At 70.0% G+C, this 11,669-nt stretch carries 14 protein-coding genes and 1 pseudogene; 7 read left to right on the top strand and 8 right to left on the bottom strand.

Going from position 1 to position 11,669, the window contains the following annotated elements:
• A pseudogene (locus tag EV278_RS02375) lies at positions 1-135 on the top strand (biotin synthase); the annotation flags it as partial.
• Positions 136-298: 163 nt separating this feature from the next.
• Here the strand turns inward: EV278_RS02375 and EV278_RS02370 are convergent.
• The 3 genes from EV278_RS02370 to EV278_RS02360 all read right to left on the bottom strand — a co-directional run bounded on the left by EV278_RS02370 (position 299) and on the right by EV278_RS02360 (position 2,165).
• Positions 299-1,084 (bottom strand): SDR family oxidoreductase, encoded by a 786-nt coding sequence (locus tag EV278_RS02370; RefSeq protein WP_132086265.1) that lies wholly within the window; start codon positions 1,082-1,084, stop codon positions 299-301.
• A gap of 107 nt (positions 1,085-1,191) precedes the next feature.
• A complete protein-coding gene (locus EV278_RS02365; protein WP_132086263.1) occupies positions 1,192-1,494 on the bottom strand; it encodes a 4a-hydroxytetrahydrobiopterin dehydratase in 303 nt (100 codons plus the stop codon).
• Between the two features lie 29 nt (positions 1,495-1,523).
• Positions 1,524-2,165, bottom strand: a complete 642-nt coding sequence (locus tag EV278_RS02360; protein ID WP_132086261.1) for an HAD-IA family hydrolase — start codon at positions 2,163-2,165, stop codon at positions 1,524-1,526.
• Between the two features lie 152 nt (positions 2,166-2,317).
• On the opposite strand from EV278_RS02360, the gene EV278_RS02355 reads away from it, so the two are divergent.
• The 4 genes from EV278_RS02355 (at position 2,318) to EV278_RS02345 (ending at position 5,582) form a co-directional block, all read left to right on the top strand.
• Positions 2,318-2,725 (top strand): hypothetical protein, encoded by a 408-nt coding sequence (locus EV278_RS02355; protein ID WP_132086259.1) that lies wholly within the window; start codon positions 2,318-2,320, stop codon positions 2,723-2,725.
• 71 nt (positions 2,726-2,796) lie between these two features.
• Entirely contained in the window at positions 2,797-2,901 is a 105-nt protein-coding gene (locus tag EV278_RS24230; RefSeq protein WP_243692042.1) for a hypothetical protein, read from the top strand.
• Between the two features lie 153 nt (positions 2,902-3,054).
• The gene (locus tag EV278_RS02350) at positions 3,055-5,052 is read left to right on the top strand and encodes an AsmA family protein (protein WP_132086257.1); all 1,998 of its coding nucleotides are present in this window, start codon (positions 3,055-3,057) and stop codon (positions 5,050-5,052) included.
• Between the two features lie 254 nt (positions 5,053-5,306).
• Complete coding sequence (locus tag EV278_RS02345) at positions 5,307-5,582, top strand: YjhX family toxin (protein ID WP_132086255.1); 276 nt, start codon at positions 5,307-5,309, stop codon at positions 5,580-5,582.
• A gap of 17 nt (positions 5,583-5,599) precedes the next feature.
• On the opposite strand, the gene rsmD is transcribed toward EV278_RS02345, so the two are convergent.
• Both rsmD and EV278_RS02335 read right to left on the bottom strand, forming a co-directional pair.
• Positions 5,600-6,163 carry a 16S rRNA (guanine(966)-N(2))-methyltransferase RsmD gene (gene rsmD / locus EV278_RS02340; protein ID WP_132086253.1) on the bottom strand — a complete coding sequence of 188 codons (564 nt, stop codon included), beginning with the start codon at positions 6,161-6,163 and terminating at the stop codon, positions 5,600-5,602.
• A gap of 2 nt (positions 6,164-6,165) precedes the next feature.
• Positions 6,166-6,798 (bottom strand): TMEM175 family protein, encoded by a 633-nt coding sequence (locus EV278_RS02335; protein ID WP_132086251.1) that lies wholly within the window; start codon positions 6,796-6,798, stop codon positions 6,166-6,168.
• Positions 6,799-6,937: 139 nt separating this feature from the next.
• Between EV278_RS02335 and EV278_RS02330 the strand changes: the two genes are divergently transcribed.
• Entirely contained in the window at positions 6,938-7,876 is a 939-nt protein-coding gene (locus tag EV278_RS02330; protein ID WP_132086249.1) for a CPBP family intramembrane glutamic endopeptidase, read from the top strand.
• Between the two features lie 7 nt (positions 7,877-7,883).
• Here the strand turns inward: EV278_RS02330 and EV278_RS02325 are convergent, their stop codons facing one another.
• The gene (locus tag EV278_RS02325) at positions 7,884-8,537 is read right to left on the bottom strand and encodes a lysophospholipid acyltransferase family protein (RefSeq protein ID WP_132086247.1); all 654 of its coding nucleotides are present in this window, start codon (positions 8,535-8,537) and stop codon (positions 7,884-7,886) included.
• A 31-nt stretch (positions 8,538-8,568) separates the two neighbouring features.
• On the bottom strand, positions 8,569-9,543 hold the full coding sequence (locus EV278_RS02320; RefSeq protein ID WP_132086245.1) for a phosphatidate cytidylyltransferase: 975 nt from the start codon (positions 9,541-9,543) through the stop codon (positions 8,569-8,571).
• Positions 9,544-9,615: 72 nt separating this feature from the next.
• Here EV278_RS02320 and EV278_RS02315 point away from each other — a divergent pair, with 72 nt between their 5' ends.
• Positions 9,616-10,278, top strand: a complete 663-nt coding sequence (locus EV278_RS02315) for a CDP-alcohol phosphatidyltransferase family protein (protein ID WP_132086243.1) — start codon at positions 9,616-9,618, stop codon at positions 10,276-10,278.
• Positions 10,279-10,383: 105 nt separating this feature from the next.
• On the opposite strand, the gene EV278_RS02310 is transcribed toward EV278_RS02315, so the two are convergent.
• Positions 10,384-11,646, bottom strand: coding sequence for a pseudouridine synthase (locus EV278_RS02310; protein WP_132086241.1), 1,263 nt, complete (start codon positions 11,644-11,646; stop codon positions 10,384-10,386).
• Between the last annotated feature and the right edge of the window lie 23 nt (positions 11,647-11,669).

Here is an 11,669-nt window from a genome sequence, read left to right as displayed (position 1 = left end):
TCGATCTTCGTCGGCGGCAAGCTGCTGACCACCCCCCTCCCCGGCCAGGACGAGGACAGCGCCCTGTTCCAGGACCTGGACCTGCGGCCGATGGGCCAGAAGACGACCGCGCCGGAAGCGGTGGCTGCCGAGTAGCTTCCGGGCCGCTTGCCCCCCTACGGATCGCTTCGCGATCGTCTTCCCCCAGAGGGGGAAGAGCCTTCAGGAGCAGGCGGCTCCGCCCCCTATGGGGGCGGACAGACCGCGAAGCGGTCAGGTGGGGGCAGGTAAGGGTAATCTCACAGAAAGGCCGGCGCGCTCACATCGCCGAAATGCCGCCGTCCAGCTTCAGCTCCGCGCCGGTCATGAACTTGCTCTCGTCGCTGGCCAGGTAGAGCACGGCGTTGGCGATGTCGTCGGGCTCGCCGATATGGCCCAGCGGGATCTGCCGGCCCAGCTTGGCGTGGGCGGCCTCCTTGCCCAGGCGCTGGCTCAGCGGGTCGAGGATCGGGGTGTCGATGAAGGTCGGGTGGATCGAGTTGGAGCGGATATCCAGCCCCATCTTGGCGCAGTAGAGGCCGATGTTCTTGGACAGCAGCCAGACCCCGGCCTTGGAGGCGTTGTAGGCCGGGGAATTGTGGTTGGCGATCAGGCCGGCGATCGAGCTGATGTTGATGATCGAACCGGGCTGGTGGGCGCGCATGTGCTTCAGGGCGTGCTTGGCCCCCAGGAAGACGCTGTCGACATTGATCGACATGATCCGCTTCCACAGGTCGAACTCCATCTGCTCCAGCGGCTGGTCGCCCGCGACGCCGGCGTTGTTGAGCAGCACGGAGATCCCGTCCATGGCGGCGTCGGCCCGCTCCAGCGCCGCGATCCACTGGTCCTCCTGGGTGACGTCCAGTTCGAAGGCGAAGGCCGTGCCCGCGCCGTGGGCGGCGTTGATCTCGTCGGCCACCGCCTGGGCGCCGGCGAAGTTAATGTCGGCCAGGCTGACCTTGGCGCCTTCCTGCGCCAGCCGCCGCGCCGCGGCCGCGCCCAGGCCCTGGGCCCCGCCGGTGATGAAGGCCTTCTTGCCGGCGACCCGACCCGTGCTCTGCGCCATCCGCGGCGTCCTCCCGATTATAATTCAAACGATAGTTTGAACCGGATGGGAGGCGGGTGGAAGAGGGAAACGCGCAGGCCCTCTCCGATCGCTCACGGACCGAGGGATCAGCCCGCCGCCGAATCCATGAACCGCGCCATCTCCACGTCCAGCGCGCTGACCCCGTCGGCGTCGTGGGTGGTCAGCACCACCTCGACGCGGTTGTAGACGTTGAACCACTCCGGATGGTGGTCGATCTTGTCGGCCATCAGGGCCACGCGGGTCATGAAGCCGAAGGCGGCGTTGAAGTCGGCGAACCGGAAGGTCTTGCCGATGGCGTCCTTGCCGGACACGGCGGTCCAGCCTTCCAGCTGGGCCTCGTTTAACTGGGAGAGGGCGGCGGCGGCGCCGATCTTGGCGGGGCGGGACATGGCGACTCCTGCGAACGGATCTGATCCCCTCAGAACGCCAAACCGGCAGCCGCCGCAAGGTCCTCCAGCGCCTGGTCTTCGGTCGTGACCTTGATGGCGGTCATGCCCAGGGCCGCGGCCGGCTTGCAGTTGACCCCCAGGTCGTCGAGATAGACGCACCGTTCGGGCTCCACGGCCAGCAGGTCGCACATCATCTGGTAGATGCGCGGGTCGGGCTTGCGGACCCCGGCCTTGGAGCTTTCGATCACCGCGTCGAACCGGGCGAAGATCGCGGCGACCGCCAAGGCCTTTTCGGTCGAGCCGGCCATGCCGGTCCCATGCCCGGTCGCGACATTGTTGGTGATGCAGCCGACCTTGAACCGCGCCTTGCAGGCTTCCAGCGCCGCCACGACGCGCGGCCGCACGTCGCCGGACAGCAGCGGCAGCACCTCGGCCCCGCGCAGCGGATGCCCCAGGCGCGACGTCTCCTCCAGGAACAGCGCGTCGAAGGCCGCCGCGTCGATCGCGTTGCGCTCGAACAGGGCCCAGGCGTTGGCGTCGGGATCGGCGGCGTTGACTCGGCGAATGAAGTCCGGTGGCAAGCCGCGCTCGGCCTCGAACCGCCGGAAGGCCTCGAACGGCGAGGTGGTGAACACCCCGCCGAAGTCCCAGATCACCGCCTCGATCGCCATGCCCGCCTCAAACATTTGTTTGATCGGACGCTAGGCGGCCGGCGCGGTCCTGGCAATCGCCTGAGAATCTTCATGGCCACGCTCGCCTCGAAGGCGAAAAGGGGCGAAACCGGTCCGGCGCTCTGGTCTGTTAACCTTCTGGAGTATTCGCCATGATCCGCCGCCTGCTCCCCACGCTCGTGCTCGCCGTCGCATTTTTCGGCGTGGGAACCGCCGCCTCGGCCCAGGCCTGGCCGGGCGAGTACGTCACGCGGCGGGTCACCGGCCCGGGCGGCGCCTATCGCTGGGACCGCGTCGAGTGCGAGGCCCACGCCGGCCTGAGCGACTTCGACCGCTGGGGCCGGCCGCTGGACGTGGTGGCTGGCCCGCCCTCGTACGGCCCAGCCTGGGACGGTCCATGGCAGGGAGACCGCTACGGCGGCTGGCGCCCGGCGCCCGCCTATCCGGCCTACGAAGGCGGCGCTTACGGCGAAAGCTCCTACCCGGAGCGCTATCCGACCTACCGCGTCGCCGGCCGCGACGCCGACGGCTTCCTGGTCTGGCCGGGCAAGCTGCCCTGACGATCCGTGTTGGCCCGGGTGTTGCGTACGGCGTGGCCGCACGCTTCAATCCGGGACGGGGGATTCTCATCATGCGCACACGGGGCAAACCGCTCTTCAAGACCCACGAGATCGTGGCGATCATGGTCTTTGTGCTGGCCGCGACCTGCATCGGCGTCGTGAGACTGATCCACTAAGCCTTCCAGGGGACTGACCGACCTCGGAACACAAGGACCCTGCCCGCGCGTTGTGAACGGGTAGGAGGTTCCGCCCTGACGACGCTCGCTCCCAATCCGCCGCCCAGCCTGACCGCGCGCCTGCGCGGCCTGCCGCCGCGCGCGCGCTGGGGGATGATCGGGGCGATCCTGCTGACGGCGGCGATCGTCGCCTTCCTGGTGATCTTCGACTGGAACTGGTTTCGCGGCCCGCTGGGGCGCTTCGCCTCGGCGCGGCTGAACCGCGAGGTGGTGATCACCGGCGACCTGCGCGTCCACCCCTGGTCGCTGTCGCCCAAGGCCGAGGCCCTGGGCGTCCGCATCGCCCAGCCGGACTGGGCGGCCAAGGCCGATCCCAAGGGCTCGCCCGCCGGAACGCCGATGGCCAAGGTCGACCGCATCGCGGTGCAGATCAGGCTGCTGCCGTTGCTGAAGGGCGACGTGATCCTGCCGCTGCTGGCCGTCGACCGTCCCGACGTGCGCCTGCTGCGCGAGGCCTCCGGTCGCGCCAACTGGACGTTCGGCGATCCCAACGCCCCCAGGAAGCCGCTGGACCTGCCGGCCATCCAGCACTTCATCATCAATGACGGCCAGCTGCGCTACGAGGACCAGCAGCGCGACATCCTCTTCCTGGGCACGGTTAGCTCCAACGAGCACGCCGGCGGCGACGGGCGCGGCAGGTTCGTGCTGGAGGGCAGGGGCCAGCTGAACCGTTCGCCGTTCACCGCCCTGGTCACCGGCGGCCCGCTGCTGAACATCTCGCCCAACCGCCCCTATCCGTTCGACGCGCGGGTCGAGGCGGGCTCAACCCATGTCACGGCCAAGGGCGACATCACCAAGCCGTTCAATTTGGGCCTGTTCGAGACCCAGCTGACCGTCTCGGGCACGGACCTGAACCGCCTCTACGCCCTGACCGGCCTGGCCCTGCCCAACACCCCGCCCTACCGGATCAGCGGCCACCTGACCCGCAACGGCGAACGCTTCGACTTCGACAGGCTGAACGGCCAGGTCGGCGACAGCGACGTCTCGGGCGACCTGTTCGTGCTGATGGGGCGCGAGCGGCCGTATCTGGAGGCCGACCTGAAATCGCGACGCCTGGACTTCGACGACCTGGGCAGCCTGGTCGGCGCGGCGCCGGCCACGGGCCGCGGCGAGACCGCCTCGGCGGGCCAGAAGGTCGAGGCCGCCCAGCGCGACGCCACCCGCCGCCTGCTGCCCGACGCCACCCTGCAGGTCGAGCGGGTCAAGGCCATGGACGCCAAGGTCAAGTACCGCGCCCTGGCGGTCAACGCGCCCAACCTGCCGCTGAAAAAGGTGCGGGCCGACGTCACCCTGGAAAAGGGCGTGCTGACCCTGGATCCCATCGGTTTCACCTTCTCGCGCGGCGATCTGTCCGGGAAGGTGCGACTGGACGCCAATCCCAAGGTTCCGCGCACCGACCTCGACCTGCGACTGATCAACGCCAAGCTGGAGGATTTCATCCCGATCCAGAGCGGCGGCAAGCCGGCCATCGAGGGCGGGGTGATGGCGCGGGCCAAGCTGACCGGCTACGGCAATTCGGTGCACCGCGCCGCCTCGTCGGCCAATGGCCAGGTGACGGTCGTCTCGCCCCGGGGCGAGATCCGACAGGCCTTCGCCGAACTGCTGGGCGTCAACGCCTCCAAGGGCCTGATCCTGCTGCTCAGCAAGGACAATCGCGAAACCAGCGTCCGCTGCGCCGTGGCCGACTTCAGCGTCAGGGACGGGGTGATGACCGCCAACCAGATCGTCGCCGACACCGGCGTCGTGCTGGCCAAGGGCAAGGGCACTGTCGATCTCCAGAACGAGCGGCTGGACCTGAAGATCGAGGGCGACAGCAAGAAGCTGCGCCTGGTGCGGCTGTTCATCCCGATCACCATCAAGGGCCCGTTCATGACGCCCAAGGTCGGGCTGGAGCCCGGCGGCGCGGTGGCCCAGGGCGGTCTCGCCGCCGCGCTGGGCAGCCTGGTCTCGCCCCTGGCCGCCATCCTGCCGTTCGTGACCGGCGGCGAGGCCAAGGACGCCGACTGCGCCAGCCTGGTCGCCGAGGCCCGCCGCGACGGCGCCCCGGTCAAGGTGGCCCAGACCACGCCGGCCAAGGTCAAGAAGAAGTAGCGAGCCTTGGGAGATGACGGATTTGGTGGATGCGCTAAGCTCGCCTCCGTCCGAAACCCCGTGTGGTTCATGTCTCCGATTGTGTTCGAGGTCCGGGCCTAAGGCTCCGAACCTCCCGTTCGACAGCTGATCAGGCCCCGCTCCGTCCGCGTGTCCCGCCCGGACGTGATTTCGTCACGTCCAAATCTTTGAGGGCGAGCCTCCGAGGGAGGCTCTGACGCGCGTTCCCACGCCTCGATCTTCGGACAACTTCCTTGAACATCTCCAAACCGCAGCAACGCACGCTGCACGCGCTGGCGCAGGGCGCCCGCATCGAACTCGTGCGCGACAACCGCGGCCGCATCGTCGGCGCCGACTGCATCACCGGCGAGGGCTGGCGCCTGAGCGACTGCACCCTGGCGGTCTTCAAAGCTCTGAAGCGGCGGCGCTTCATCGCCAGTTCCGGCGGCCGCCCCTACCGAATCACGCGCGAAGGGGCGGCGAACCTGCGTGCGCAGGCCGACAACCGGGTGAGCGCCCGGGGCTGGTAGCTAGACCGCTGGGGCGGTCAGGCCAGCCGGAAGAAGAAGACGCGCGCGGCGCCATAGTCGCGCGCGTCGAGCCGCTCGAAGCCGGCCGGGGCGGGGTCGGGCTCGTCGCGGCCGCGCTCGAACATCACGATCGCCCCAGGGGCCAGCCAGTCGCCGGCGACAAGCTGCACCAGGGCCTTCTCGCCCAGGCCCCTGGCGTAGGGCGGGTCGAGGAAGGCGATGTCGAACGGCGCGCCGACACTGCCGGGGCGTGGGCCCGGGTCCGTGGCGTCGCGCCGGTGCACCCGGGCCTGGCCGAACAGGCCGAAGGCTTCCATGTTCTCGCGGATGGCGCCGCGCGCGGCGTCGTCGGTCTCGACGAACAGGCAGAAGGCCGCCCCGCGCGACATCGCCTCCAGGCCCAGGGCCCCGGAGCCGGCGAACAGGTCGATGACCCGGGCCCCGTGCAGCTCGGGCGCCCAGGCGGCGTGCTCGAGGATGTTGAACACCGCCTGCCGGGCCCGGTCGGAGGTGGGACGGGTGGTGTCGCCCGGCGGGGTGGCGATGGCCTTGCCGCGATACCGGCCCGAGACGATGCGCACGGTCAGGCTTCCGCCGTCTGGACGGCCGCGGCCTTCCGCGCCATCAGGCGGTTGATGACCGAAAGGCCGCCCACGACCAGGGCGATGCCCAGCCAGCCCCAGGGCGTGTGGGTGATCAGGCTGACGAAGGTCAGGCTGCACATCAGTCCAGGCAGCAGGGCCACGCGCAGCAGTACGTAGATCTTCTCGAGCGCCGGCATGGGTTCCGACAGGCCCCCGAAGAAGGCGGCGTAGCCCCAGGCCGCCGCATGGGCCAGGCCTATGGCGGTCACCAGGCCCACATAGACGAACACCGACGCCGCGTTGCCGTTCTCCCAGAGCAGTTCGGTGCCCAGCGGCAGCAGGGCCAAGAGCCCCAGCATCACCAGGTTCAGCCCGTCCAGCACGCCATCGGCCCGGCGCAGGCGCGAATAGGTGCGGCGATGGCTGACCCAGTAGATGCCGACGACGGCGAAGCTGACGACATAGGCCATCAGCTTGTGCTGCATCTGGCCGAACAGATCGGCCACCCCGCGCCAGTGCTCGGGCGGATGGATCTCGATGGCCAGCAGGGTGATGGCGATCGCGAACACCGCGTCCGAGAACAGGATCAGGCGGTGAAGATGCTGTGCTTCCTTGTGGGTGTTGTCGGTCATGCGCGCCCCGCTTTGCCCCGGCCGTTTTCGCCTCGATGTGTGCCGCGCGCCGGCCGTCGCGGCAAGTCGCGTGTCGCGCCGCTTGCGTCCCGCGCGCCGAACGCCTAGCGATGATGTCGGGCCAGGATCGAAAACAGTGGTGCTAGCAGAGCTTCGACGGTCGCCGTTCCTGGACGACCTGACGTCGGCCGACCGCCGCGTGGTTCCACTGCTGCTGACCCTGCCGGTCGGCGTGGTCGCCGCCCTGCTGGCGGCGGTGATCTGCGGCATCGCCGTGTTCGTGGCCTTCGCGATCGCCGGCGGCGGGGTCGAATCGGCCGAGCGGCTGATGGCGATGATCAGCCTGGGCGAGACCCCGGCCGGCCTGACCCAGATCGCCTTCGTGATCAGCCTGCTGGCCTTCGTCAACGGCGGCATGGCCCTGGCCTTCGTCGGCGTCGCCGCCCTGCTGCATCGTCGCCGGCTGTCGTCCTATTTCACCGCCGCGTCCGGCTTCCGCTGGCGGCTGCTGCTGCTGGGCCTGGGCCTGTTCGCCCTGACGATCGGGCCGCTCCTGCTGGCCTCAGCGGCGCTGGACCCCAAGGCGCACGGCGCGCCGTTGCTGGCCATCAGTCCGGACCTGGCCGGCCGACTGGCCTATGCGGCCCTGACCGTCTTCCTGCTGGTCATCGCCGCCGCCGCCGAGGAGCTCGTCTTTCGGGGCTGGCTGATCAAGGTCGTCGGCGCCTGGTTCCCCGATCCGCGCGTGGTGCTGGTGCTGAGCGGCCTGCTGTTCTCGGCGATCCACTTCGATCCCAATCTCGACGCCTTCCTGGTGCGGCTGGCCATGGGCGTGGGCCTGGCCTGGATGACCCTGCGCCTCGGCGGTATTGAGTTCGCGGTCGGGGCCCACGCGGCCAACAACATCCTGATCCTGCTGTTCATCCAGCCGATGTCGCTGAAGCCCGACCCGCCGCACGGCTTCCCGCCCGAGACCCTGGTCATCGCGCCGCTGATGCTGGCCGGCTATGTCGCCCTGGCCGAGATCGTGGCCCGCTGGGCGCCGCTGCGTCGCTGGACGCGGCTGGCGGCGACCTAGCCGACGATCAGGACCACCGCAGGGGCGGCGCCTGGTCCTTCAGGGCCAGCAGGGCCACGCGCAACCGCGCCATGAAGGCGGTCCTGCCCCCTTCCCAGTCCAGCGGCTCGCCGACCAGCACCGCGCAGTTCAGCGGCGCGGGGATGGCCTCGCCCTTGGGCAGGACGCGGCCGGCGCCCTGGATCCAGACCGGCGTCACCGGCGCCTCGGGAAAGGCCTCGGCCAGGCGCGCCACCCCGCCTTTCAGCTGGCCCAGCTGGTCGCCGTCGCCGCGCGTGCCCTCGGGAAACACCACGACGATGTCGCCGGCCGCCAGGGCCGCGCGGGCCGGGGCCAGCACGTCCTCGCCATCGTCCCGTGTTCTTTGGCCCGCCTTCAGCCGGGCCACCGGCACGATGCCGATCACATGGCGCGAGAACCAGCCGATCACCGGATCGCGCAGGAAATAGTCGGCCGCCGCCACCGGCCGCACCCGGGCCACCGCCCGGGACGGGAAGATGGCCAGCAGCAGCAGGGTGTCGACATGGCTGGAATGGTTGGCCGCGACGATGGCCGGACCCTTCAGCGGCAGGCGCTCGCGGCCGGTGACGTCGGCCCCGGTCAGGAACAGCGCCAGGGGCCGGGCGACCAGCACCAGCACCAGGAAGCGCAGCCAGCCCATGGATCAGAACTTGCCCATCAGAACTTGCTCATCAGAACTTGCTCAGGGCGAAAACCGCCAGCAGGTGGAAATAGAGCGGGGCGGTGAAGGTCAGGCTGTCGGCGCGGTCCAGCACCCCGCCGTGGCCGGGAATGGCGTGCGAGGTGTCCTTGACCCCGATGTCGCGCTTGACCGCGCTCATGGTGACATCGCCCGCGAAGCCCGCCAGCGGCAGGGCGACGGCCACCACCAGCAGGCCGGGGCCGGCCAGGGGGGTGAACAGCGGCCCGGCGAACCCGATCAGCAGCCCCGTCGCCAGCCAGCCGCCCAGGAAGCCCTCCCAGGTCTTGTTGGGGCTGACCGTGGGCGCGATCTTGCGGCGGCCCAGCAGCTTGCCGAACACGTACTGGGCCACATCGTTGAACTCGGTGGCCAGCAGCAGGAAGAACACCAGCCCCGCCGCCCCTGCCGGCAGGCGGTCGCTGTCGGGCGTCCGCATCAGGAAGGCGGCGAAGCCGAGATTGTAGACGCAGGTGACCAGACCCCAGTGGAAGGTGGCCGCCGTGGTCAGGAAACCCCGCGTCTGGCCCAGCATGGCCATCAGGAACGGCAGGCCCAGGAAGGCCCAGACCGGGATGAACACCAGGTAGAACATGTACTTGTCGGCGGCGATGAAGCCGTAGGCGGCGACCAGGGCCAGATAGGCGGCCAGGATGGCCGGCCGGTCCTCCTTGCGGATCGGGGCCAGGGACAGGAACTCGCGCAGGGCCATGAACGAGACCAGGGCGAAGGCCAGCACGGTGGCCTGCCAGCCCAGCAGCAGAGCCCCGGCCAGCAGGGCGACCATCACCCACCAGCTGGCGATGCGCTGCCGCAGCTCGCGGTAGTCCCGGTCCGGTTTCAGGGCGGTCAGCACGGTGGCGATCGCCCCGGCCACGCTCAGCAAAGCCACCACGCCGGCCAGGCCGGCCAGCAGGGCCGGCGGCTGGGCGGCGAAGAAGGCTCGAACGGCGGCGACGATGTCCATGCGGCTCCTGCCAACGCCCCTGGCGGTGAACGGGTTTAGCTATAGCCTAGTTCTCGCCTTGGAGGAGACGCCATGACCCAGGACCTGGACAACCGCCGCCCGCTGAAGGTTCGCGACGCCGCTTTCGCGCGCGGGATGGCCCGGCGGCTGGCCGAGGCCAAGGTCGACCCGGACGTCGTCTCGGCCACCGGCGTCGCCTTCGCGGCCCTGGGCGGGGCGCTGATGATGGCCGCCGGGGCGCTGGACGGCTGGCTCCTGCGCGCGGCGGGGTTCCTGCTGGCGGCGGCCTGCATCCAGGCGCGGCTGCTGTGCAACCTGCTGGACGGCCTGGTGGCGGTCGAGCATGGTCGGGGCGGGCCGGCGGGGCCGATCTGGAACGAGCTGCCCGACCGCGTGGCCGACGTCCTGCTGCTGGCTGGGGCCGGCTATGGCGTCCGGTCGGCCGGGATCCACGGCGGCGCGGCCGTCGGCTGGATCGCGGCGGTCCTGGCGGTGCTGACCGCCTATGTCCGCGAACTGGGTCGGGGCCTGGGCCAGCCCGCCGACTTCTCGGGACCGATGGCCAAGCCACAGCGGATGGCGACGCTGACGGCGTTCTGCCTGATCTCGGTGTTCGAGCCGCCGTGGCGTGGCCGTGGCGTGGTGCTGCTGTGCGGCCTGCTGGTGATCGCGGCCGGGAGCCTGGCCACGGTGATCCGACGGACGCGGAACCTGGCGAGAGGACTGCGAGGCTAGAGCAAATCGCGCGATATAGGAATCGCACGACTTGCTCTAGGTTTTTGTTTTCGCATCGCTTTTGCGGAAAACCGGCGTCCACTTTTCCGCGCGATGCTCTGGGTGTCAGCGCTTGCCGCGCGGAGCCGCTCCGCCCGGCTTGCCGCCGGCCTTGGCGGGGACGTCCTTGCCGCGCTTGTCGGCGGCCTTCTCGGCCTGAGCCTTTTCGCGGATGCGCTTGTCGGCCGCCTCCCGCGGCGACAGGGCCCGGGGGCCGACGATCTTGGTCTCGATCGACTTCTTGCCCGGACGCCCGCCAGGCTTGCCGACCGGCGTCTTGCCGGCGCCGGCCTTGCCCGCGATCGCCGGCTTCTTCTTCGGCTTGGCCCAGCCGGGCTTGCGGACGAACCTTTCCTCTTCGACCTTCTCCTCGGGCGAGAGGATGGCGACCTGGGTCATCTTGCCGGCCCGGGGCACGCCCCGGCGCTGCATGTCGCCGCCGCCCGCCTGGCCCGGGGCCTTCAGCGGATCGGCCACGCCGACGAACCGCGGCTTGTCGCCCGTCGGCATGTTCTCGGGCGGGATGATGCCTTCCAGCAGCTCGCGGATCACCCGGGGGCCGACCTCCTCGACCTGGCCCGGCAGCAGGGTCCCCAGGGCGAAGGGGCCGTAGGATAGGCGGATCAGGCGGTTGACCTTCAGGCCGATCGCCTCCAGCACCTTGCGGACCTCGCGGTTCTTGCCTTCGCTGAGGGTCAGGGTGATCCAGATGTTCTTGCCGCCGCCGGCCTTGTCCTGGGCCTTGTCCAGCCGGGCCTCGATCGGGCCGTAGCGCACGCCCTCGACCGTGATGCCGTCCTTCAGCCGATCCAGCCTGGCCTGGGTGGTGTCGCCGAAGGCGCGGGCCCGGTAGCGGCGCACCCAGGCGTTCTGGGGCATCTCCAGCGCCCGCGACAGCTCGCCGTCGTTGGTCAGCAGCAGCAGGCCCTCGGAGTTGAGGTCCAGGCGGCCCACCGAGATGACGCGCGGCAGGTCGCGCGGCAGGGCCTGGAAAACCGTCGGGCGGTTCTTGGGGTCGTTGTGCGAGGTCAGCAGGCCCGTCGGCTTGTGGTAGCGGAAAATCCGCGTCGGCTCGGGCTCGTCGATCATCTTGCCGTCGACGGTCAGGATGTCGCCGGGGCGGACCTTGACGGCGGGGGTGGTCAGCACCGTTCCGTTCAGCGCCACCTTGCCGGCCTCGATCAGCCGCTCGACCTCGCGCCGCGAGGCCACGCCCGAACGGGCCAGCATCTTGGCGACGCGCTCGCCCTCGCCGCCTTCGCCGTCGATCTCGTCGACCGGGTCGAGCAGGGCGTTGTCATGCAGGTGGGGCTGGTATTTCTCGGTCATGGCGTAATCCTTCGAGGGCGGGG

The sequence above is a fragment of the Caulobacter sp. BK020 genome, from assembly GCF_004342605.1.
In the GTDB taxonomy this organism is placed as follows: Bacteria; Pseudomonadota; Alphaproteobacteria; order Caulobacterales; family Caulobacteraceae; genus Caulobacter.
Note: the sequence above shows the minus strand (reverse complement) of the source record. Positions and strands in the feature narration are given on the sequence as shown.

Excerpts from the sequence above, each read along its gene's own strand:
- EV278_RS02370 (WP_132086265.1), bottom strand. The coding sequence starts at position 1,084 with ATGGCGCAGAGCACGGGTCGGGTCGCCGGCAAGAAGGCCTTCATCACC.
- EV278_RS02365 (WP_132086263.1), bottom strand. The coding sequence starts at position 1,494 with ATGTCCCGCCCCGCCAAGATCGGCGCCGCCGCCGCCCTCTCCCAGTTA.
- EV278_RS02360 (WP_132086261.1), bottom strand. The coding sequence starts at position 2,165 with ATGGCGATCGAGGCGGTGATCTGGGACTTCGGCGGGGTGTTCACCACC.
- EV278_RS02355 (WP_132086259.1), top strand. The coding sequence starts at position 2,318 with ATGATCCGCCGCCTGCTCCCCACGCTCGTGCTCGCCGTCGCATTTTTC.
- EV278_RS24230 (WP_243692042.1), top strand. The coding sequence starts at position 2,797 with ATGCGCACACGGGGCAAACCGCTCTTCAAGACCCACGAGATCGTGGCG.
- EV278_RS02350 (WP_132086257.1), top strand. The coding sequence starts at position 3,055 with ATGATCGGGGCGATCCTGCTGACGGCGGCGATCGTCGCCTTCCTGGTG.
- EV278_RS02335 (WP_132086251.1), bottom strand. The coding sequence starts at position 6,798 with ATGACCGACAACACCCACAAGGAAGCACAGCATCTTCACCGCCTGATC.
- EV278_RS02325 (WP_132086247.1), bottom strand. The coding sequence starts at position 8,537 with ATGGGCTGGCTGCGCTTCCTGGTGCTGGTGCTGGTCGCCCGGCCCCTG.
- EV278_RS02320 (WP_132086245.1), bottom strand. The coding sequence starts at position 9,543 with ATGGACATCGTCGCCGCCGTTCGAGCCTTCTTCGCCGCCCAGCCGCCG.
- EV278_RS02315 (WP_132086243.1), top strand. The coding sequence starts at position 9,616 with ATGACCCAGGACCTGGACAACCGCCGCCCGCTGAAGGTTCGCGACGCC.
- EV278_RS02310 (WP_132086241.1), bottom strand. The coding sequence starts at position 11,646 with ATGACCGAGAAATACCAGCCCCACCTGCATGACAACGCCCTGCTCGAC.